Here is a 21386-nt window from a genome sequence, read left to right on the forward strand (position 1 = left end):
CGGTCGCACCACGACGATGGGGGAGCCCGATCGGCTGTGGCTGGAGAGGGCCTTGAGGTGGGGCGTACGGGGGCGCAAGTGGCGGGCGGTCACGGGGCGGCGGCCAGGGCGTGGGGGTCGTGCGGGTGCGCGGGCCGTGCGCGGTGCGGGTACGCCGGCTGCGCGCGGCCCGGGTCGGCGGCCTCCGCCGCCCGCTCCGTGCGGTGCCGCTCGCGGTAGTGGCCGGGCGCGGCGAGGAGTTCGGCGTGCGTGCCGCGCTGGACGACGCGGCCGGCGTCCAGGACGACGATCTCGTCCACCGCCTCCAGGCCGATGGTGCGGTGGCTGATCAGCAGCACCGCGCGGTCCGGGCGGGGCGCGAGGACCGCCGCGAGGACGGCGTCGGCGTCCCGGGGGGCCAGCGACTCGGTGGGTTCGTCCAGGACCAGGACCGCCGGATCGGCGAGCAGGGCGGCCGCCAGGCCCAGGCGGCGGCGCTCGCCGCCGGAGAAGGCGGCCGCGTCCTCGCCGACCTCGGCGTCCAGCCCGCCGGGGAGCGCGCGCACCCAGTCCGCGGCCCCCGCCCGGGCGAGGGCCGCCCACAGCGCGCCCTCGGCCGCGCCGGGGCGGGCCAGCAGCAGGTGCTCGCGCACGGTGCCGGCGAACACGTGGTGGTACTGGGTCAGCCCGGCGGCCAGCCGTGGCCGCAGGGCGCCCTTCGGCAGCTCCGCGAGCGGTACGCCGCCCAGCGCGACCCGGCCCGCGGTGGGCTCCAGGAGCCCCAGGGCCAGCCCGGCGACCGTGCTCTTGCCGGACCCGCTGGGGCCGACGAGCGCGATCCGGCGCCCGGGGGCGAGGACGAGCCCGATCCCGGCCAGGGCGGGGCGCGTGGCCCCCGCGTGGGTGACGCCGACGCCGGTGAACTCCAGGGTGAGCGAGCCGTGGGGGAGGCGAGGGCCCCGGCGGGCGGGGGCGGTACCGGCGGGGGCCGTCGGGGTGGTCATTGCGGTGGTCTGCGCGTCGGCCGTCGTGCCGGTCGTCGTGCAGGTCGTCGTGCCGGGCGTCGCGCCGGGCGTGGTCGTCGGGAGAGCGTGCAGGGCGCGCAGCCGGTGGAGGGAGGTGGTGAGGCGGGTGAGGTGGTCGGCGGCCGCGCGGACGGGGGTGGCGAGGTCGAGGGTGGCCAGCGCGGTCAGGGTCAGTACCGCGGCGGTCACCGGGCCGGTGCCGCGCAGGGCCAGGACGGCCACCGCGGCCGTGGTGCCGAGCTGGACCAGGACCGCGGCCGCGGCGATCGCGGCCGCGGCGGCCGACCCGGCCCGCTCGCGGCGGGCCACCGCGCGGGAGGCGGCCCGTTCGCGCTCCGCCACCAGCGCCGTCGCCCCGCACAGCGCGAGGTCCTCCGCCCCCTCGACCAGGTCCACGGTGCGCGCGGCCAGTTCGGCGCGGGCCGCCGACAGCCGGGCGGCCGAGCGGCGCCCGGTGGCCGCGGCCAGCGCGGGCAGCGCCACGCAGGCCAGCAGCAGCCCCGCCCCCAGCGCCCACCCGGCGGCGGGCAGCACCAGCGCGCTCCCCACCGTGACCCCGGCCCCCACCAGCAGCGCGGTCAGCATCGGCAGGGCCACCCGCAGCAGCGCGTCCTGCACGGCATCGGCGTCGGCGACGAGCCGGTTCAGCAGCTCGCCACGGCTGAACGCCCGCAGCCCGTACGGCGCGTGCGGGGCCAGCAGCGTCAGCAGCCGCCCCCGGACCCGCTCCATGATCCGCAGCGCGGCGTCGTGGCCCCACAGCCGCTCGGCGTAACGCAGCGCGCCCCGGCCCAGGGCGAAGGCGCGCACCGCGACCACCGCGACCATCAGCGCACCGAGCGGCGGCTGCTGCGAGGCCCGGCAGATCAGCCACGCCGCGCTCGCGGTCAACGCGATGGCGCAGCCCTCCCCGAGCGCGGCCGCCACCGCGGCGCCCCCGAGCCGCCCCACGTCCCTGCGGGACAGCGCCCTGGGGGACGGTGCCCTGGGGGACGGTGCCCTGGGGGACGGTGCCCTGGGGGACGGTGCCCTGGGGGGCGGCGCCCCCGGTGACGGCTCCTCGGGGGCCCGCGCCCCGAGGGGCGGCGCCCCGCGCGGTGCCGTGTCCGCCGGTGCGGCGAGGGCCGGTTCGTTGGCCGTGGCCTGCCCCCGGCCTGCGGCCGGGCCCTCGCCCTGGCCTGCGGCAGGAACGCGATGCGCCGGGGCCGGGCCCGCGGCCGGGCGGTGGGCGGGGCCCGGGGTCGGGACAAGGCCTGGAAGCGGGCTGAGCTCCGGGGTCGGGGCGAGGGCAGGGGTCGGGGCCGGTTCGCCGGCCGCGGCTTGCCCCGGGCCTGCGGCCGGGCCCTCGCCCTGGCCCTGGCCGAGCGCCGTTGCCGGGCGCCGGCCAAGTGCCGTGGCTGAGGCCGGTTCCACGGCCGGGCCCGCGGCCGGGGCGCGAGGGGCGGGGGCCGGAGCCGAGCCTGCGGCCTGGGCGCGAGGCGCCAGTCCCGGGGTTGCGGCCAGGCCGAGGGCTTGGCCAGGGGCCGGGGCCCGTTCCGTGCCCGGACGCGGGTTCATCGGCGGGTCTCCTCAAGGGCGGGTACCGGGGCAGGGCGCAGGGAGTCCAGGTGGAGGACCGTGTCCGTGTGTTCGGCCACCGCCGGGCGGTGGGTGGCTACCAGGAGGGTCGCGCGGCCCGCCACCGCTTCCAGGGCGCGCAGCACGTGCTGCTCCGTGCCGCCGTCCAGGCGGGCCGTCGGCTCGTCCAGCAGCAGCAGTGACGGGCGGCGCAGCAGGGCGCGGGCCAGCGCGAGCCGCTGGCGCTCCCCGGCGGACAGGCCGGCGCCGCCCTCGCCGACCCGGGTGGCCGGTCCGTCCGGCAGGCGGCGTACGAAGTCGGCCGCGCCCGCCGCCTCCAGCGCGTCCCACACCTCGTCGATGCCCGCGCCGGGCCGCCCCAGCCGCAGGTTGTCCGCGACCGACAGCGCGAACAGGTGCGGCTGCTGCGCCACCATCGCGATCCGGTCGGTCCACGCCGCTCGGTCGGCGGCCGTGCGGGCGACCACCGACACGCCGCCCACCCGCAGGTCCCCACCGAGCGGCGGCAGCAGCCCGGCGACCGTCCGCAGCAGGGTCGTCTTCCCCGCGCCGCTGGGCCCGGTCAACGCGCAGCTGCGCCCCGGCTCGAACCGCCAGGACAGCCCCGTCAGGGCCGGCGCGCCGGGCGCGTGGCCGACGTCGAGCCGGTCCAGGACGAGCGGGAAGCGCGCCGGGTCGGGCAACGGCCGCGGCCCGGAAGGCCGTTCGCGTACGAGCGCGGGGCCGGCCGCCGCGCCGTCGAGCAGGGCGCGGACCTGGGCCAGGGCCGTACGCCCCTCCTGCGCCGCGTGGAAGCGCCCGGCCAGCAGCCGCAGCGGCCGGTACGCCTCCGGGGCCAACAGCAGGACGGCCAGCCCCGTCGACAACGGCATCGCCCCGTCCAGCAGCCGGAAGCCGACCGGGACCGCGATCAGCGCCACCGACAGGCTCGTCAGGGTGTCCATGACGAAGGTGGACAGGAACGCCACGCGCAGGGTGCGCACCGTCGCCCGCCGGTGCTCCGCCGCCCGCGCGCGCACGCTCTCCGCGGCCCGGCCCTCCTGCCCGAACACGCGGAGCGTGGCCAGACCGCCGAGCGCCTGGAGGAAGTACCCGCCCAGGCGCAGCAGCACCGCCCACTGCGCCTGTGTACGGGCCTTGGTGTGCAGGCCGACCAGCGCCAGCAGCAGCGGCACCAGCGGCAGCGTCACCAGCACGACCAGGCCCGAGACCCAGTCCGCGGCCCAGACGGTGCCGGTGACGGCCAGCGGCACGACGACCGCCTGCGGCAGCAGGGCGAGCGAGCCGGTGAGGTGGTCCTCCAGCGCGTCCATACCGCGGCCGAGCAGCGCGACCACCGAGGCGGGCCGCGGACCCCGGCCGCGGACGGCCGCGGCGGTCACGGCCGCCGTGAGCTCCGCCCGCAGCTCCTCCTTGTACCGGGCGGCGGCCGCGCCCGCCGAAGCGCGGTCCCACCAGGCGTGCGCGGCCCGCCCGGCGATCACGGCCGCCAGCAGCGGGACCGGTACGGCGTGCAGCGCGGCCCCCGTGCCCCGCTCGACGGCGGCCGCGAGCACCGAGGCCAGCAGGACGCACTGCAAGAGGGTCAGGACGGCTTCCGCCACCGCGCCCAGCGCGCGGTGCACCAGGAACCGCCGGAGCAGGGGCGAACTCCGTACCAGGGCGAGGTCCATCGGTCGCTGTCCTGACTCTCGGGAACCGCGGGCGCCCCGGGGAGGGGCCCCTCTTCAGGAGAAGGCGGGGGCTTCGAGCGGCTCCGGCGCCGGGGCGGCGGTGCGCGCCGGGGCCCACACGGCCAGCCACAGGTAGACCTGCGCCGCGACCACGAGCAGCAGCACCGGCCCGGAGGTCCAGAGCACCGCCGCCAACGCGGTCTCGTCCGTGGCCAGTTGTGCGACCGTCGGCGCGGGCACGCCCGCGACGGTGGAGGTCAGCAGGGCCGGGTACTTGCCCGCGAAGACCGCGCAGGCCGCCGCGATCACGGCGGCCGTGCTCGCCCAGGGCGCGAGCCGGGCGCGGCCGCCGCCGGCCAGGGCCCGGGTCAGGAACAGCGCCGCCACGGCGAGGACGACGGCCAGCGCCGCCAGGACCGGGTGGCGCAGCGCCCCGCCGTCGAAGCTCCCGCCGACCCAGCCCGTCAGCGCGGTGACCGCGAGCAGCGCCGCGGCGAGGGTCGCGCCGACGACGGTGAGCGCGGCCGCCCGCCGGGCCGGGTCACCGGTCAGCCGGGCGGCCACGAAGGCGCTGCCGTGCGTGGCGAGCAGCGCGACCATGGTCAGGCCGCCCAGCAGGGTGAAGGGGTCGGGCGCGGCCACGCCGCGCACGTGACCGTCGCTGCCGAGGGAGACCCCGGCGGCGGTCACGGCGAGGAAGCAGCCCCAGCCGAAGGCGGCGGCGGCTCCGGCCGCGCAGATCAGCAGGTCGAAGGCGCGCCGGACCCGTTCGCCGGGGTGCCGGCCGCGCAGCTGGACGCCCGCGTTCAGCACCAGCGCGCCCGCGAAGGCGATCAGCGCGTACGGATAGGCGCCCTCGAACAGAGCGCCGCGCAGCCCCGGCAGGGTGCCGGCGAGGGCGCCGACGGAGACCAGCAGCCAGGCTTCGTTGCCGAGCAGCAGAGGCCCGACCGCCCCCAGCACGGCGCGCCGCCCGGGCGCGTCGGAGCCGGTGCGGGGGAGGGTGAGCCCGACGCCGTAGTCGATCCCGGCCAGGACCAGGTATCCGGTGAACAAGGCGATGAACGCCACGAGGGCGACGGCCGGGTGGCTCATGACGGGTGCGCTCCTTCCCGGGAGGACGCGGAGGCCGGGGACGCGGGGGATGCGGCGGCCCCGGTGGACCGCTCGCCGTACGGACTCGCCTGCGGCGCGCGGGGGTGCGTACGGGGATCCACGCGCGGGTCGTGCGCGGCGCCGGCCAGGCCGCTGCCCAGGGAGTCCGGTGCGGCGGCGGAGGCGGTGGATGCGGCGGCGGGCTCCGCGCCCCGGCCGAGGCCGCCCTCGCCCGGACCGCGCATCGCGGCCCGGGCCAGCAGCCACCAGTCCAGGCCGAGCAGGGAGACCACGAGGACGACGAGGACGAGGAGCGAGGCGGTGAGCCGCCCCGCGCCGAGGCCGGGGGTCATCGCCTGGCGGGTGGTCAGGATGCCGGTGATGACGAACGGCTGGCGGCCGACCTCGCGGACGGCCCAGCCGCAGAGGTTCGCGAGGAACGGCAGCGCCATCGCGAAGGGCAGCACCCGCCGCAGCACGGCCGACCGCATGACCTCGCCCTCCCCGGAGGGGGTGCGGCCGACGTGGGCGTGGGCGTAAACCTGAGGGTGGGGGCCGGGCTGGGCGTACGGGCCGGGGCGGCCGGGTTGACCGTACGAGCCGTACTGGCCGTACGAGCCGTACTGGCCCTGCGGGCCCGGTCCCGGTGCCCGGCCCTGCGGCCACTGGCCGGGGTACACGCGGCGGCCCTGGCCGGTCGGGCCGTGCGGGCCCTGGCCCGGGGGCCATTGGCCGGGGTACACCTTGCGGCCGCCCCGGCCCTGGCCGCGGGCGGGCGCGGGCGCGGCCTGCCACTGGCCGGGGTGGCCCTGCACCGGGTACGGCTGCGCGTAGGGCGGGGGGAAGGCCTGCGGGCGCTGCTCGCGCAGCGAGACGAGGGCCCAGACGCCCAGGACCAGCAGCACCCCGCCGATCATCATCATCAGGGTCAGGGCGCCCAGTACCGGCCCGGACGGCGGTCCCTCCAGCGGACCGAACCGCTTCGCCAGCTCCTGGAGCTGCCGCGTCACCTCGGCCTGGTTCCCGTCCAGGACCGCGCCCTTGAGCGGCTGGTCCTTCCTGGTGTTGCCGAGCTGGACCGTGCCGCTGAGGACGACGAGCGCGGCGCCCCACGTCCCGGCGTGCGCGCCCGCCTTCAGCGAGTGCCGGACGAACGCCCGGTCCGCGCGGCCGCGCCGGTGCAGCAGCAGGCTGACGCCGAGCACGAAGAAGCCGCCGACCGCGAGCGCGCCGCCGAAGATGTGGAAGATGGCGATCCAGGAGTTGGCGTTGGCGAACAGCGCCCCGAACGAGGTCAGTTCCAGGTGCCCGTCGCGCATCGTGTAGGCGACCGGGTTCTGCATGAAGCCGTTCGCCAGCAGCGCCCACACCGCGGAGGTGTAGGCCGCGGCGGCCACGATCCAGATGCACGCGAGGTGGACGTACTTCGGCAGCCGGTCGAAGCCGAAGATCCACAGGGCGAGGAAGGTCGACTCGGCGAAGAACGAGACCACCGTCTCCACCGCGAGGGGGGCGCCGAAGACGCTCGCCGCCGTGGATTCCAGGCCGGTCCAGTTGGCGCTGAGCTGGAACTCCATGGCGAGGCCGGTGGCGATGCCGACCGCGTAGTTGATGACGTAGAGGGTGCCCCAGTAGGTGGTCATCCGCCGCAGCGCCGGGTCGCCCGTGCGCGCCCAGCGGGTGTGCGCGACCGCCACGAGGGCGACCAGGCCCAGCGTGAGGGTGACGAGGAGGTAGTGCGAGGCGACGGTGAGGCCGAACTGAAGGCGCGCCAGATCCTCGGGGGCCATCGCACTCACCTCGATCCGTTCATTGCTAGAATATCTAGCAACACTAGACAATCGCGGTCGGCGCCCCTAGGGTTGGGCCTCATGAGAATCCTCTTTGCCAGCGTGGGCAACTTCGGGCACATTTTTCCCTTGCTTCCCTTGGCGAGGGCGGCGCGAGCCGCCGGCCACGAGGTCGCGTTCGCAACGGGTGAGCAGTTCCACCAGACCCTCCGGGAGGCTGGTTTCGAGCCGGTGACGGCAGGCCGGTCCGTGCCCGAGGCATTCATCGAAGCAGCGGGCGGTCGAGCCTTCCTCGAGGCCCACGGCGGCGAGGTGGGCGCCCAGGACGTCCCGCCGGAGGTCCTCGCGAACCTGCACATCAAGGTGTTCGGCTCGGTCCTGCCGCGCTGGGTCGCGGCCGACCTGGCGCCGGTCTTCGAGAGCCGGCGCTTCGACCTCGTCGTGCACGAAGTGCTCAACCCGGGCGCCGGGTTCGCCGCCCAACTGGCGGGCGTACCCGCCCTCGCGCACGGCGTCGGCCTGCTCTCGCAGGACCACGAGGCCGAGCGGCTCCAGCAGGAGATCCTCGCGACCGCCGCCGACCTGGGCGTCACCGTGCCCGCCGGGCAGGCGCTCACCCTCGGCAACACCTACATCGACATCTGCCCGCCGTCCCTCCAGGACCGGGCCTTCGTCGAGTCGGGCCAGGCGCGCATCGAGCAGCGGCCCGTCGCCTTCGTCGAGCCGGGCGAACTGCCCGCGGGGCTCGCCACCTCGGGCGAACCCTTCGTCTACCTGACCCTCGGCACCGCGCTCGGCTCCGCCGAGAACCTGCGCACCGTGATCGACGGGCTCGCCCCGCTGGGCGTGCCGGTCCTGGTCGCGGCCGGCTTCCGGGTGCAGATCGCCGACCTCGGGGAGCTGCCGGAGCACGTGACCGTGGCCCCGTGGCTGCCGCAGTCCGCCGTCCTCGCGCACGCCGCGCTCGTCGTCCAGCACGGCGGCAGCGGGACCACGCTCGCCACCCTCGAAGCGGGCCTGCCCCAGCTGATCGTGCCGCAGGGCGCGGACGGTCCCGCCAACGGCCAGGCCGTACGGGACGCGGGCGCGGGCGAGGTCCTCTTCGACCTCACCGCCGAGGCGGTCACCGAGTACGCCCGCAAGATCCTGGGCGACCCCGGCTACCGCGACGCGGCCCGCAAGATCGCCGCCGAGATCGCCGCCATGCCCGCCCCGGAGGACATCGCGGCGCGCCTCCCCGACCTGGCCTGACCCGCCGCGTCACGGGCCCCCGGGCCCCGGGCCTCCACGGCCCGGGCGCGGGCCCGTCACCACAGACCGGGGCGATGGCCGTGGCCATCGGCCCACCGTGCTCCCGGGCGCCGGCCCCCCTCCGGCTGCCCGGGCCCGAATCCGGTGCGCGCGCCTTCCGTTCCCCCGCGCGGCGCGCGCACCGGATCTTTCACCGGATTCGGACCGGCCCGTTCGAAGCCGACGTCAGGCCGAAGCCGCCGCGGACAGGGGAGCGGCGGTCAGCGGCGTGGCGCAGGCCGTCAGGGTGTGCGGCAGGAGGTCCTCCACCGGGTCCGCCTCACCGGCGGAGGCCAGCGCGGCCAGCGCGCCGCGCAGCTCCTGGGCCAGCTGCTCCGCCTGCGCGCGGTCCAGTACCGAGGAGGCGAAGTCCAGCGCCAGCAGCGGCTCTTCGCGCCAGCGCAGCACCGTCAGCGCCGCGTCGGCCGTGGCCCCGCCCAGGTGGCCGTGGTGGAAACGGGCCGTCAGCGGGCCCGCCGCCGCGCGGGCGGGCAGCAGGCCGTCGTGGTCCGCGAAGGCGACCTGGGTCAGCGGGGTGCGCGACCGGTCCCCGCGCAGCCCGAGTTCCCGTACGAGCGCCTCCGTATCGAGCGCCGAGCACGCGAGCGCCTCGCCGAACGCGCAGGCGACCCCGCGCAGGAAGTAGTCGACGCCGCCCTCCAGTTCGCAGCACACCGGTACGGTCGTCGAACCCGGCGCGACCGTCCGCAGCGGCGCGCCGGCGCGGAGCCTCGGCAGTTCGGCGCCCACCAGCAGCCATTCGTGCCCGGAGCGCCGCCCCACGGCGAGCGCCCAGGCCGCGAGCAGCACCGTCCCGTGCGGTACGCCGGCCCGCGCGGCCGTGGCATCGACCGCGTCCCGCAGCTCCGTGTCCAGCGCGACGGCCAGCCGCTCGCCCCGGAAGTCGAAGACGGCGGGCCGCCGGCCGGGCGGGACCAGGTCCACGACGGCGGGGAACTCCCGTATCCGGTCGATCCGTTCGGCGAGCGGTCCCGCGCCAAGGAGCGGATCCGCCTCGGTAGTCGGCTCCACCCCGGGCGCGGCCGACCGGGCGGCCGGTGGCTGCCCGGACGCCGCGCGGGCGTAGTCGGCGAGCAGCTCCCGCCAGACCAGCGCCGCCGACCAGGCGTCCGCCACCGCGTCGTGGCAGAGGAAGGACAGCAGGTGCCGGTCCGCCGCCAGCCGGGTCAGGACGAAGGCGAAGGGCGGCCGGTCGGGATGCCCGATCAGCCGCTCCACCTCGTCCGCGAGCCGCGCGTGGGCGGCGTCGACGGCCGCCCCGCGGCTCGCGGCCGGAGCGCCCGGCAGCTCGGGCAGCGTGATCAGCGGCGGGGCGTACGCGTCGAGCACCCGCCGCACGGGCCCGGCCGCCGAGACCGGGAACGCGGTCCGCAGCCCCTCGTGCCGCGCGCCCAGCCCGGCGAGCGCGGCCCGCAGCGCGGCGGGGTCCAGCGGCCCCGCCAGTTCGGCGCTCAGCACCCGGTGCACCGCGCCGGGGCCGACGTAGCGCTGCGCGGTGAGCGGAGCCGACTGCCCGGGCAGCAGGGCGAGATCGCGCGCACCCCGGCCGGGAGCCGGGGCAGGCCGCACGGCCGCGGGCGCCGGGACCACGGCCCGGGCCAGTACGTCGGTCAGCGGGGCGGGGCCCAGCAGCTGGGCCACGTCCAGGAGCAGGCCGAGCTGTTCGTCGGCGCGCGCCTGGAGCCGAAGGGCCTGGCCGAGGCCACCGCCCAGGGTGAGGAAGGGCGAACCCGAGGCCCCGGCCGGCAGCGTGCGCCGGTCGCGGCACAGGACGTCCGCGGCGAGGTCGAGCAGCTCCTCCAGGGGAGTCGGGGTCTGCATGGGGTGGCCCTCTCTGTGGGCGGACTTACCCCGATGCTGCCGACCATGCCTCGAAGGCGACTAGACGATGAGGTCAGGGGGCTGTTCCGGGCCGGGGCCCGCACCCGCTGTCAAAGGCAGGAACGCTATCACTGACCGCTTCAATTGCACCGAAAGTGGTACCGTGAGCGCCATGACTCCCCGAGAGCGACGGCTTCGTGAGCAGGGCCAGCGCCGCCAGTTGATCCTCACCTCGGCCCGCGAGATGGCCGAGGCCGAAGGCTGGGACTTCGTCACCACCCGGCGTCTCGCGGAGCGCATCGAGTACAGCCAGCCGGTGCTCTACCAGCACTTCAAGAACAAGGACGCGATCGTGCACGCGGTGGCCCTGGAGGGCTTCGGCGAACTCGCGGGCGCCCTGCACGCCGCGCGCGTACGGCACGCGGAGGCGGATCCGCTGGAGGCGCTGGACGCGGTCGCGCGCGCGTACCTGGACTTCGCCGCCAAGGGGCCGGTCCTCTACCAGGCGATGCTCACCCTCGACCCCGGTACCGCGGGCGCCCCGGAGGCGGCTGACGGCGCGGCGGATGCCGGACGCGCCGCCCCGCAGCCGCTGCTCGACGCCCTCGCGGAGATCCGGCTGGCCGTCGAACCGGTGGCGGCGGGCCGCGATCCGGAGCTGCTGACCGAGGTGCTGTGGAGCACCTGGCACGGCCTGGCCACCCTCACCCGGGGCGGGCGGCTGCGCCCGGACCTGACGCGGGAGCGGCTCGCCGCCCTGACGGGCATCCTGACCGGCCCGGCGGCCCGGGTCGGCTGACCGCCGGGCCGCAAGCCCTGCTGGTTCAGGTGCTCAGCCGGACACCTTCTCGGACTCCGCGCCGCCCGCGGCCTGCCCCGGCACCGCGGCCCGGGCCGCCTGCGCGGCCTGTCCGTCCACGTGCTCCTTCACGCGCTTGCCCAGCAGCGTGAAGAGCAGGATCAGGCCGACCGTCAGGATGATGTGCCCCAGGCCGCCCACCAGCGAGAAGAGTTCGGGCACCTGGTGCCCGAGCACGGTCTGGGTGCCGCGGTAGGTCATGCTCGCGCAGGTGATGGCGATGCCCGCGTTGTAGAACCAGAAGAAGTAGTCGTAGTGCTTCGTCCCCGACAGCGAGAACACCTTGTCGAGGCCGAGGACGATCAGCAGGCCCAGCATGCCGAGCGCGAGCAGGTGCGTGTGCACCACCGCGAGCTGGGTGTCCCCGGTGAAGTCGTTGGCCTTGGTGATCTCCCGGTAGTACAGGCCGGAGATCACTCCGACGATCATGTAGACGTGTGCCGCATGAAACGTCTTCCGCATGCCCCTGCCCCGCTCCCCTGATGATCACATCCGTCCCCGACGGGATCATTCAAGCACTCGGCGCAAGGCTCCTCGCGGAATTGTCCGGATCGCTCAAGTCCCCTTCCAGCACGGCTCGACCGTCCCTCCACCACGGCTCCCGCGCCAAGGCCGGGACCGGACCGGGCGCCGGTACGAGCTGCTCGGGGGTCAGCTCGGGCAGGTCCACCAGCGCCCCGAACCGCCGGGCCACCTCCCCCGCCTCCGCGTCGCCGCCCGAGACGAACCACGGGCGCGGCAGCCCCTTCGTCCCCTTCACCCAGCGCAGATAGCGGGCCGCCTCGTCCATCGGCGCCGCCGCGGGGTCGAGGGTGAAGGTGGGCACCCGCGCGGTGCGCCGCAGGTACGCCCGGCTCAGCGGCATCCCGGCCGTGCGCAGCAGGACGACCCGCACCTCGCCGCGCCCGAGGACGCTCTCGGCGAAGGCGGTGCGGGGGCTCTCGGCCAGCAGGATCGCGTTCATCTCGGTCTCCCTGGGGGTGATGGTGGGTTGAAGGGGCGGGAAGCGTTCTAGAAGTGGTCGGTGGGGCCGGAGGAGCCGTTGCTGCCCTTCACGTCGCCCAGGTCGCCGGCGCTCTCGCCCCGGTCCTCGGCGGGGGCGTCGCCGAGGTGCTCCAGGCACAGCTCGTACACGTCCTCGGCGTGCGTCTGGTGCCATCCCTGCGGTACGGGCGCCCCCGCGGGCCACAGCGCGCGGTGCCCGGCGCCGTCCGCGACGATGACGAAGGTCGCGAACTCGTCGGCGAACGGGTCGTCCGCCCACGGGTGGTCCAGGACCTGCAGGCTCCCGTCGGCGTCCACCCGGGCCGCGTGGCCGGTGCGCCACATCCGGGCGGTGGCCCCCTGCGGCCCGCCGGCCAGCGGGTCGGGCAGGAAGCTCGCCCCGCCCGCGCCCGGCAGGCCCGGGTAGCCCTGGGCCACGCCGACCCCCGCCACGTACAGCGAACCGGTGCTCCCGGTGGCCACCGGCCGCAGCCGCGCGTCCAGGACGTACGCCCGGTAGCCCGGCGCGGGCCGGGTCCGCCCGTCCGGGCCCTGCTCGATCACCAGGCGGCCCTCGGCCCACCCGGCGCTGTAGGTCAGGGCCGTCCCCTCGGCCCGGGCCAGGGCGACGAGTGCGTCGTCCGCGCGGCCCAGGACCGCCGGGGCGCCGTGCTCGCGCAGCCATTCCAGCACTTCGGCGGGGGTGCCCAGATGGGCGAGGGCCGCGTCGGGGACGTTCACGCGGGCCCCGGAGACGAAGGCGGCCAGCAGACCGACCGCCGCGTCCGCGTCCGGATAACCGGTCACCAGCCAGGCGGCGTCGGCCCGCTCGCCGCGCCCCAGGCTCGCGGCGGCCAGCGGCCCGGCGCCGATCGCGACCGTGGCGTGCGCGGTGCCCGCCAGCACCACGGGGGCCGCGGCGTCGAGCGGGCCCGTCCGGTCGGCCGAGCGCACCGGCCACTTCCCGTCGGCGGGCAGCAGGTCGGCGGCCGGGTCCCGCACCAGCCGGGCCGCCCCCGCCACCGGCGGCAGCAGCCGGTCGGCGGCCTCGTCCAGCAGCAGGACGACGGGCCACACGGCGGCGGGCAGCCCGCGCAGCGGATCCACCGGCATGCAGGCGGCCCCCGTCTTGGCGATGGCGAGCGCGGCCACCGCGAAACCGGTCGGCGAGGCGATCGCGGTGACCACCGTGGTGCCCGGTCCCGCCTGGTGGGCGATCAGGGCGTGGGCCAAAAGATCGGACCGGGCGTCGAGTTCGGCGTAGTCCATGCCGGCCACGGGGGCCGCCCCCGGCATCCCCGGGGCGCCCGGCAACCCCGCGCCCCCGGCGCCGCCGATGCCGGTCAGGCCCGCGAGGCCCGCCAGCCCCGCGATCCCGGCCGGACCGGCCAGCGGCGCGAGACCGCTCAGGTCCGTCAGCCCCGCGGGGCCCGCCGTCGCGCCGCCCGACAGGGCCGGGGCGCCGGGCGCACGGGCCACCTGCGCCGCGAACAGCGAGGCCGCGCTGCGCACCGGCAGCTCCAGGTGCTCCCCGAGCCAGGGGCCGACGGTCTCCGCCGACACCTCGCCCGGCAGCAGCCGCAGCCGGCTCAGCGCGGTGTGCGGCGCGTCCACCGCCGCTTCGAGGAGCGAGAGCAGCTGCCCCGCGAGGTAGCCGGCGGCGCTCTCGCCGATCGCGTCGTGCTGGAAGGCGGCGCTCAGCGCCAGCCCGGCGGGCGCCCCGGCCGGGCCCTGCCGCTCGGTCAGGGTCAGCCCCAACGCCGCCGCCATCTGCGGTAGTTCGGGGTTCTCGGCGCAGACGGTGAGCCCGGCCCCCTCGAACTCGCCGCCCGTCTCCTGGAGCAGCGCGAGCGCGATCCCGCCCGGCAGCGCCAGGGCCGCGTCCCCCCGCCGGTAGGCCGCGAGGTCCGCCGTCCGCACCCGCGCCAGGAGTTCGGCGAACGCCGGGTCGCCCGAGGTGTCCACCGACAGGGCCAGCACCCGCCCGTACGGACCCACCGCGCCCCGCAGCGCCGCACTGTCCCGGGCGGGCACCGGAGCGGCCACCGTGACCGGGGACGGCGCGCCCAGCCGGGTCAGCAGCGCCGCCAGCGCCGTGTGGACCACCATGAACAGCGTGGCCCCGTGCTCGGCGGCCAGCAGGGACAGCCGCTCGTGCAGCACGGGCCCCAGCTCGCCCGTCAGGGAGCCCAGCGTGGAATCGGGCCGCTCGGGACCGCTGCCCGGCGCCGGGGTCGGCGCCAGGTCCCCGTACATCGCCCGGGGCGCGCCCTGCGGCGCCGGGGCCGGCCAGCGCGGGGAGTCCCCGGTGGCGCGGGCCCCGTAGGCCAGGGCGAGTTCGGCGGCCAGCGGCGTGTGCGACCACAGGTCGACCGACTCGCCCGGCAGGGTCAGCTCCAGCACGTGGTCGTCGGCGGCCAGGGCGCGCAGCCGGGTGCCCGCCGAGCCCAGCCGGCTGTTGCGCAGCGCCTCGTGCCGCCCGCCCAGGTCCCGCAGCGCCTCCTCCAGGGCGCGCACGCTCAGCGCCCCCCGCAGCCGCAGCGGCAGCACCGCGCTCGCGGTGGCGCTGCCGCCCGGGCCGGTGGCGCCGGCCGGGCTGTCCCCGACGAGCGCGGCGAACAGCGCCGGGGTCGGGGCGTCGTACAGGGCGCGCGGGCCCGGGTCGACGCCGAGCGCGTGCCGGGCCCGGGCCAGCAGCCGCGCCGAGGCCAGCGAGTGGCCGCCCAGGGCGAAGAAGTCGCAGTCCGCGCTGACCGCCCGCCGCGGCAGGCCGAGGACCTCGGCGAACAGGTCGCGGACGATCTCCTGCACGGGCGTGCCCGGCGGGGTGCCCGGCCGCTCCCCGCCGAAGGCCGGGACGGGCAGCGCCGCCCGGTCGAGCTTGCCGCTGGGGGTCAGCGGCAGCGCGTCCAGGACCACCAGCGCGGAGGGGACCATGTAGTCCGGCAGCCGCTCCTGGAGGTGGGCGCGCAGCACCACCTCGACGTCCACCCCGTGGCCGAAGGCGGTGGGGGTGTTGGCCCCCGTGCCGGTGGGCGCCGGGGCGGCGCACACCGAGGTGAGCGGGCCGTACGGGATCCGCGCCGGGTCCAGGAGGAGCAGGTCCAGGGCCCCGTCGGGCCCGGCCGACCAGGTCGGCAGGGCCCGGTAGCCCGCGCCCTCCGCCGCCGCGCACAGCTCCTCCGGATCGGGCGCACCGCCCGTCTCGGTGAGCCGCTCCAGGGCTTCGGCCACGCTGCCCGCCGCCTCCAGGGTGCGCAGGGCCGCGAGTTCGCCGTGCAGCCGCGCGTTCGGGATGCCGGTCAGCCGCAGCGCCGCCGGGCGGTGCTCCGCGAGGTGGGCGGCCAGCGGTGCGGCGCCGTTCACCTCGCGCCCCCAGGGCAGCGCGGGGACCGCCGCGAGGTCGGCGACGGGCTCGGCGGTGGTGAGGACGACGTCGTAGCGGTAGCGGGTGAGCTCGTTGTGGTCGGCGCCGCGCTTGGCCCGTACGTCGACCGCCCGGATCTGCGGGAACTCCGCGGCCAGCGCCGTGAACAGGCCCGGATCCAGCAGCAGTTCCGTCTCCAGCGCCACCCGCCGCTCGACGGCGCGCAGCACGGAGGCGCTGTCGCCGGAGCGCCCCTCCCGGTGGGCCAGCTCGATCCCGGTCCGCAAGGGGCGGGCCAGACCCAGGTGGCGCAGGTCGCCCAGCAGGATCGAGCCGCCGGGGGCGAGCAGGGGCAGGACGCGGGCGATGACGGTGCGCAGCCGGTCCAGGTCGGGGAAGTACTGCGCCACCGAGTTGAGGACGACGGTGTCGAAGTGGCCGGTGGGCAGCCCGGCGGTGTCCTCGGCCTCCCGGCAGCCGAGCCGTACCTTGCCGCGCAGTCGCCCGTCCGCCCGGGTCTGGGCGTACAGGGTGTCGATGACGGCGGGGGAGAAGTCGGTGGCCCAGTACTCCTCGCACCGCGCGGACCGGGCGAGGGGGGCCATCAGCAGGCCGGTGCCGACCCCGATCTCCAGGATCCGGCGCTGGCCGAGCTCGCGGATCCGGTCGAGGGTGGCCGCGCGCCAGGCGCGCATCTGGGACAGCGGCAGCGGCAGGGCGTCGTAACCGCTGTCCCAGCCGGTGAAGTCCTCGCCGAGGCCGCCGGCGCGGGCGTCCTGGTAGAGGGTCTGGAAGATCTCCCGCCAGGCGGTGACCTGACCGGCCGGGTCGGCGGCGGGCGGCGTGAGCGGGGCGGGTACGACGTGCGCGACCAGCCGGCGCTCGCCGCCGTCGCCATCGCCGCCCCCGGTGGTGCGGTGCACCGACACGACGGACTCGGCGACGGCCGGATGCGCGCCGAGCACCGCCTCGATCTCGCCCAGCTCGATCCGGAAGCCGCGCAAGGTGACCTGCTTGTCGACCCGGCCGAGGAACTCCAGCTCGCCGTCTTCGCGCAGCCGTACGCGGTCGCCCGTCCGGTAGAGCGTGCCGCCGCCGGGGGTGAAGCGGTCCTCGACGAACCGCTCCGCGGTGAGCCGCCCCCGCGGGCCGGGTTCGCTCGCGCCGAGGTAGCCGGTGGCCAGTCCCGGGCCGCCCAGCAGCAGTTCGCCGGAGCCGCCCGGGCCCACCCGCAGGCCGTCGTGCCCGACGACCACGGCGACGGTGGCGCCGACGGGCCGCCCGATCGGGATCGTCCGGGCGTCCTCGGCCGGTTCGGTGACCTCGTGCCAGGTGGCGAAGGCGGTCGCCTCGGTCGGCCCGTACATGTGCAGCAGCCGGTTCGGCGGCCCGGCCCGGAACACCTCGCGCACCAGGCGCGGGTCGCACGGCTCGCCGCCGAAGAGGAGCGCGCGCAGCGGGGCGAAGGCGGCCGGGCGTTCGCGGGCGATCCGGTGGAAGAGCGGGGTGGTCAGGAAGGCGACCGTCACGCCCTGGTCGCGGACCGCCCGCTCGAAACGGGCCGGGTCGGTGACGATGTCCCGGGGCAGCCCGGCGAGGCGGGCCCCGGCGGCCAGGGTGGACCAGATCTCGAAGGTGACCGCGTCGAAGGCGGGGCTGGCGGCCTGGGCGACCACGTCGTCGGGCCCCAGGCGCAGGAAATCCCCGGAGTCGACGAGATCGAGGACCGCGCGGTGCGGGACGACGACCCCCTTGGGGGCGCCGCCGGTTCCGGAGGTGTAGCAGACGTACGCCGTGTCCTCGGGGCCCGGCACGGGAGCGGTCAGCGCGCCGAGCGCGGAGGGGCGCTCCGAGATCAGGGTGGCGTCGGTGTCCACCGCGATCACGGCGGCGCCCAGGTCCGCGTAGTCGGCGGCGAAGGCGCCCTCGGTGACCACGGCGCGGGCCGCGCTGTCGCGGACGATCAGCCGCCGCCGCTCGCCGGGGTGCGCCGGGTCGACGGGGACGTACGCCGCGCCCGCCCGGATGACGGCGAGGAAGGCGGTCACCAGGTCGGGCCCCGGCCGCAGGGCGGTCACCACGCGGTCACCGGGACGTACGCCGTGCGCGCCGAGGTGGGCGGCGAGGCGGTTGGCCGCGCGGCTCAACTCCCGGTAGGAGAGCGAGACTTCGTCGCCCCCACCGGCGGGGTGGGTGACGGCGGTCGCCTCGGGCCGCGCGAGCACGTGCTGTTCGATGAGGCCGGAGAGTGACATCAAGGCGGTAGCTCCTTCGACAGCGGCGACCGGGCTGGCGGCGACCGGGCTGGGGCTTGGCAAAACCTTGCCTTGATGTTGGCAAGCGGATCCTGAGCCTCTGTCCAAGAACGCATGAAGACTGGTGGAACCGCAGGTCGGGAGCGGCGCGCCGGTGATCTTGTACGATCCCCCGATGACGGATACGAGGGCGGGGGCCGGGGCGTCGGACGCCCACGAGGTGGCACTGCGGCCGGTGACGGCCGCGGACCTGGACCGGTTCGAGGCGGAGTTCGCCGGCCCCGAGGGCCCCGGGCCCTACCAGTGGTACGGGCACACGCCGGCCCTGCGCGCGCGGCAGGCGCTCGCCGAACGGGGCCTGCTGGGCGGGGACGAGAACATGCTGTCCGTCACGGCGGGCGGCGCACTCGTCGGGCGCGTCGAATGGCTGCGCCGCTCCTGGGGGCGGGCGGACACCTCGTCCTGCTGGGAGATCGCGATCGGCCTGTTCGCCGCGCACCGCGGCCGGGGCACCGGCACCCGGGCGCAGCGAGAGCTCGTGGAGTACCTCTTCGCGCACACCCGCGCGGAACGGGTCCAGCTGTGCACCGACGCGGACAACATCGCCGAGCAACGGGCCGCCGAGAAGGCCGGGTTCGAGCTGGAGGGCCGCATCCGCCGGGCGCAGTGGCGCGCGGGGGCCTGGCACGACCAGCTCATCTACTCGGTGCTGCGCACGGCCTGAGCGGCAGTGGTCCTACGGGAGGCCCCGCGCGCCGGGTCCCGGGCACGACCGAAGCCCCCGTCGCGGTCGGCTGACCGGCGGGGGCTTCGCGGTATGGGTCGGGTGTGGCGGGTGTGTCGGGTGGGTCAGGCGACGGCCCAGGGGCCGAGGTCCCGGGTGCGGTGGCCTGCCGCGAGCGGGCGCTCCTGGTCCCAGGAGGGCTGCAGCGCGGTGGAGAGTATGCCCCACAGCTGGCCGGCCGTGAGGGAGTGCACGGGGATGACGACCTGTCCGGCGAGGGTGGTGCCGAACGCCTTTTCCAGGCCGCTGACGATGCCGATGAGGGCCATGGAGTCCAGCCCGTACGCGTCCATCGGGACGTCGGCCGCGGGCTTCCCGTCCGTGCCGAGCCCGGGCAGGCCCTGGCGCAGGACGTTCTCGAACTTCGCGTTCCACGGTGCGTGGGCCATCGGTGACTTGGCCATCGGGGACTTCCTTCCGGGGCGGCGGTGCGGGTGCTCCTCGCAGCACCGTGCCGCATCCGGCTAGAGCCGCCGTGGAGGTTACGGCCAGCCGATGTTGGTGGTGGGGGCCGGGGTCGGCGCCGGGGTGGTGGGCGGGGCGACCGGCCAGCCGATGTCCGTGGCGGCGCCGTCGGCGACGGCCGTGACGCCGGTGGGCGGGGCCACCGGCCAGCCGATGTCGGTGCCGCCGTCGGCGTGGGCGACTCCGCCGACGGTGAGGACCGCGGCGCTGACGAGGGCGGCACTGGCGATGAGGCGGGCGATGTTCTTCATGGTGTCCTCCGTGGCAATTGTTTCATCCTGCTTGGCAACCTCTCTGCCAAGAAGATTGGCAACCCTCCCTGGAAATCCGCTCGGAATCCGCTGGAGAAGGAGTGGAGAACCGAGGAAAAGGGCCCGCATGTGCCCTCGGAGGCCCCGGCCATTGCCCGTGTGCAGCCGTTTGACCTGCGGATAGTCAAGAACGGGCAAGGCGGCGGCGAATGTTGCCAAGTCTTGCCAGGAAGGGGTTGCCGGGTCTGCCGCCTAGAGTCCCGCCTGAGCGGGCGTTGCCAAGCATTGCCAGGCAGCTTCAGAGGTGGGCAACATATTGCCAAGCAAGTTGGCAAGACCTGGTACACCCCAACTGTGGGGGGAGGCCCCTGAAATGAACACGGCTCACCTCGACACGGCGGGCACCGGCCGCATGCCGGCCGCCGTGCGCGCCGTACTCGCCGACGCCACCACCCGCGACGACCTCTACGGCCCCTACGACCTGGAGGAGCGCCTCGGCGCCGTCCTGCACACCGAGGTCTACGCCCGCCTCGGCGACCTCCTCGGTGTCCCGGCCGCCGACACCGTCCTGTTCACCGGCGCGGCCGCCGCCTTCGAGGCGTGCGTCTCGGGACTCGACCTCACCCCCGACGACCGCGTCTGGACCACTCCGTACGAGGGCGTGGCCCGCCTCGGCACCCTCCACGACCTGCGCGACCGTACGCGCTGCACGCTGGAGGTCGTCCCGCTGCGCGCGGACGGCGGCCTCGACCTGGAGTGGATGAGCGCCCACCTCGACGAGGACGTGGCCCTGGTCTCCGTCACCCACGTCGCCCCGACCCTCGGCACGGTCACCCCGGTCGAGGCCGTCGGCCGGCTGCTGGCCGGCCACCGGGCCCGGTACGCCGTCGACGCCTCGCACTCCGTCGGACGGCTGCCCGTCGACGCCGCGGCCCTCGGCTGCGACCTGCTCACCGCCGACGGCTGGCGGTTCCTGCGCGGCCCCGACTCCATCGGCTTCGCGTACGTCGCCCCCGCGCTGAGGGCTTCGCTCGCCGGCCGCGCGCACCCGCTGCCCCACCCGGCGGCCGTCGCCGCGCTGAACGCGGCCCTCGCCCACCACGCGGCGGCCGCGCGGCTCCCGCGCCGGGACCTGACGGCGGAGCTGCGCGCGGCCCTGGAGCGCACGCCCGGCATCGAAGTCCTCACCCCGGCCCGGGAGCGGTCCGGCATCCTCGCCTTCCGCCACGCCGACCTGCCCGCCGGGCTCGTCCGGCGCGCCCTGGCGCGGCGCGGGGTCGTCGTGCGCAAGACGGTGGCGCAGGAGACTCCGCTCCACCGGCCGCGTCCGGAGGTCACCACGGCCCTGCGGGCCAGCGTCCACTACGACAACACCCCCGAGGACATCGCCCGCTTCGACGAGGCCCTGCGCGAGGCGATCGCGGAACTGCGCGCGGAACGGCGCGCGGCCGAGCGGACCGCCCCGGTGCGTACGCTCGGCCCCGTCTCCACCGGCCCGGCCGCCCCGGGCCGCGCCCCGGCCCGCCGCGGCCACCTGACCCTCGTCGCGGGCTGAGCTGTAGCGGCTTACGCTTACGCCTCCCGGCGCCGCAGCCGCGCCGAGAGGTGGTGCTGGAGCGGCTGTCCGACCGCCGCGAGGTCGTGGACGAAGGCGAGCGCGCCGTCGTCGGCCAGGGTGTAGCGCCGACGGGTGGCGCTCACCTCCTTGGCCGTGGGCGCGAGGGCCACCTCGTGGGTGGCCAGGTCGACCGCCGTGCCGTCCGCCCGGCCGACCAGGATCTCCGCGATGCCGGTGGGCTGGGTGATCAGCGCCTCCACCCGGCCGTCTGGCTGGAGCCGCCACCAGCCGCTCTCTCGGGCGGAGGGCCGCAGCGGCGCGTCGTCGGCGTCGAGCAGCCAGGCCCGGGTCTCGTAGTGCAGGAACGGCCGGCCGTCGTGGCTGAAGGAGACCTCCTGCGCGTACGTGAACTCCTGGGCGAGCGTGGGGTATTCGCCGCGCCCCCGTCCGTACCAGGTCCCGAGCAGCCCGAGCACCGGCCCCAGCAGCGGATGCGGTGCGGGCGCCTCGTCCGGCCGGTGGGCGTCGGGGTACGGGTGCTGGGCTGCGGGGTCGAACACGGTGCGCGCTCCTGGTGCCGGTGCCGGGTGG

15 protein-coding genes and 2 pseudogenes are annotated in these 21386 nt (G+C 76.8%); 4 read left to right on the forward strand and 13 right to left on the reverse strand.

Features of this window, described 5'->3' with window-relative positions; all coding sequences use genetic code 11:
* Window positions 1-89 precede the first annotated feature (89 nt).
* The 4 genes from cydC to AC0693_RS33585 all read right to left on the reverse strand — a co-directional run bounded on the left by cydC (window position 90) and on the right by AC0693_RS33585 (window position 7140).
* Window positions 90-1955 (reverse strand): thiol reductant ABC exporter subunit CydC, encoded by a 1866-nt coding sequence (cydC, locus tag AC0693_RS33570; RefSeq protein ID WP_478803864.1) that lies wholly within the window; start codon window positions 1953-1955, stop codon window positions 90-92.
* A gap of 602 nt (window positions 1956-2557) precedes the next feature.
* Window positions 2558-4255 carry a thiol reductant ABC exporter subunit CydD gene (cydD, locus tag AC0693_RS33575; protein ID WP_478803865.1) on the reverse strand — a complete coding sequence of 566 codons (1698 nt, stop codon included), beginning with the start codon at window positions 4253-4255 and terminating at the stop codon, window positions 2558-2560.
* A gap of 54 nt (window positions 4256-4309) precedes the next feature.
* Complete coding sequence (locus AC0693_RS33580; RefSeq protein WP_478803866.1) at window positions 4310-5350, reverse strand: cytochrome d ubiquinol oxidase subunit II; 1041 nt, start codon at window positions 5348-5350, stop codon at window positions 4310-4312.
* Window positions 5347-7140 carry a cytochrome ubiquinol oxidase subunit I gene (locus AC0693_RS33585; RefSeq protein WP_478803867.1) on the reverse strand — a complete coding sequence of 598 codons (1794 nt, stop codon included), beginning with the start codon at window positions 7138-7140 and terminating at the stop codon, window positions 5347-5349. The genes AC0693_RS33580 and AC0693_RS33585 overlap by 4 nt, the downstream gene beginning before the upstream one ends.
* 81 nt (window positions 7141-7221) lie before the next feature.
* Between AC0693_RS33585 and AC0693_RS33590 the strand changes: the two genes are divergently transcribed.
* On the forward strand, window positions 7222-8391 hold the full coding sequence (locus tag AC0693_RS33590) for a glycosyltransferase (protein ID WP_478803868.1): 1170 nt from the start codon (window positions 7222-7224) through the stop codon (window positions 8389-8391).
* A gap of 225 nt (window positions 8392-8616) precedes the next feature.
* Here the strand turns inward: AC0693_RS33590 and AC0693_RS33595 are convergent, their stop codons facing one another.
* Complete coding sequence (locus AC0693_RS33595) at window positions 8617-10272, reverse strand: condensation domain-containing protein (RefSeq protein ID WP_478803869.1); 1656 nt, start codon at window positions 10270-10272, stop codon at window positions 8617-8619.
* 172 nt (window positions 10273-10444) lie between these two features.
* Between AC0693_RS33595 and AC0693_RS33600 the strand changes: the two genes are divergently transcribed.
* Window positions 10445-11071, forward strand: a complete 627-nt coding sequence (locus AC0693_RS33600) for a TetR/AcrR family transcriptional regulator (RefSeq protein WP_356407492.1) — start codon at window positions 10445-10447, stop codon at window positions 11069-11071.
* A gap of 33 nt (window positions 11072-11104) precedes the next feature.
* Here AC0693_RS33600 and AC0693_RS33605 read toward each other — a convergent pair whose 3' ends face one another.
* From AC0693_RS33605 to AC0693_RS33625, 5 genes and pseudogenes are all read right to left on the reverse strand, one after another.
* Window positions 11105-11593, reverse strand: a complete 489-nt coding sequence (locus AC0693_RS33605) for a DUF2871 domain-containing protein (protein ID WP_469337065.1) — start codon at window positions 11591-11593, stop codon at window positions 11105-11107.
* Window positions 11594-11642: 49 nt separating this feature from the next.
* Window positions 11643-12095, reverse strand: coding sequence for a hypothetical protein (locus tag AC0693_RS33610; protein WP_478803870.1), 453 nt, complete (start codon window positions 12093-12095; stop codon window positions 11643-11645).
* Window positions 12096-12142: 47 nt separating this feature from the next.
* A complete protein-coding gene (locus AC0693_RS33615) occupies window positions 12143-14371 on the reverse strand; it encodes an AMP-binding protein (RefSeq protein WP_478803930.1) in 2229 nt (742 codons plus the stop codon).
* Between the two features lie 354 nt (window positions 14372-14725).
* Window positions 14726-15088: pseudogene (locus tag AC0693_RS33620) on the reverse strand (phosphopantetheine-binding protein); the annotation flags it as partial.
* A gap of 717 nt (window positions 15089-15805) precedes the next feature.
* A pseudogene (locus AC0693_RS33625) lies at window positions 15806-17737 on the reverse strand (amino acid adenylation domain-containing protein); the annotation flags it as partial.
* A 175-nt stretch (window positions 17738-17912) separates the two neighbouring features.
* Here AC0693_RS33625 and AC0693_RS33630 point away from each other — a divergent pair.
* Complete coding sequence (locus AC0693_RS33630) at window positions 17913-18461, forward strand: GNAT family N-acetyltransferase (RefSeq protein WP_478803871.1); 549 nt, start codon at window positions 17913-17915, stop codon at window positions 18459-18461.
* A gap of 125 nt (window positions 18462-18586) precedes the next feature.
* Here AC0693_RS33630 and AC0693_RS33635 read toward each other — a convergent pair whose 3' ends face one another.
* Both AC0693_RS33635 and AC0693_RS33640 read right to left on the reverse strand, forming a co-directional pair.
* Window positions 18587-18925, reverse strand: a complete 339-nt coding sequence (locus tag AC0693_RS33635; protein ID WP_468470740.1) for an acyl carrier protein — start codon at window positions 18923-18925, stop codon at window positions 18587-18589.
* A gap of 78 nt (window positions 18926-19003) precedes the next feature.
* A complete protein-coding gene (locus AC0693_RS33640; RefSeq protein WP_469319174.1) occupies window positions 19004-19237 on the reverse strand; it encodes a hypothetical protein in 234 nt (77 codons plus the stop codon).
* 373 nt (window positions 19238-19610) lie between these two features.
* Between AC0693_RS33640 and AC0693_RS33645 the strand changes: the two genes are divergently transcribed.
* Entirely contained in the window at window positions 19611-20792 is a 1182-nt protein-coding gene (locus AC0693_RS33645; RefSeq protein WP_478803872.1) for an aminotransferase class V-fold PLP-dependent enzyme, read from the forward strand.
* Window positions 20793-20809: 17 nt separating this feature from the next.
* On the opposite strand, the gene AC0693_RS33650 is transcribed toward AC0693_RS33645, so the two are convergent.
* Entirely contained in the window at window positions 20810-21355 is a 546-nt protein-coding gene (locus AC0693_RS33650; RefSeq protein ID WP_478803873.1) for a nitrobindin family protein, read from the reverse strand.
* Between the last annotated feature and the right edge of the window lie 31 nt (window positions 21356-21386).

Source organism: Streptomyces sp. NPDC043876, assembly GCF_056435825.1.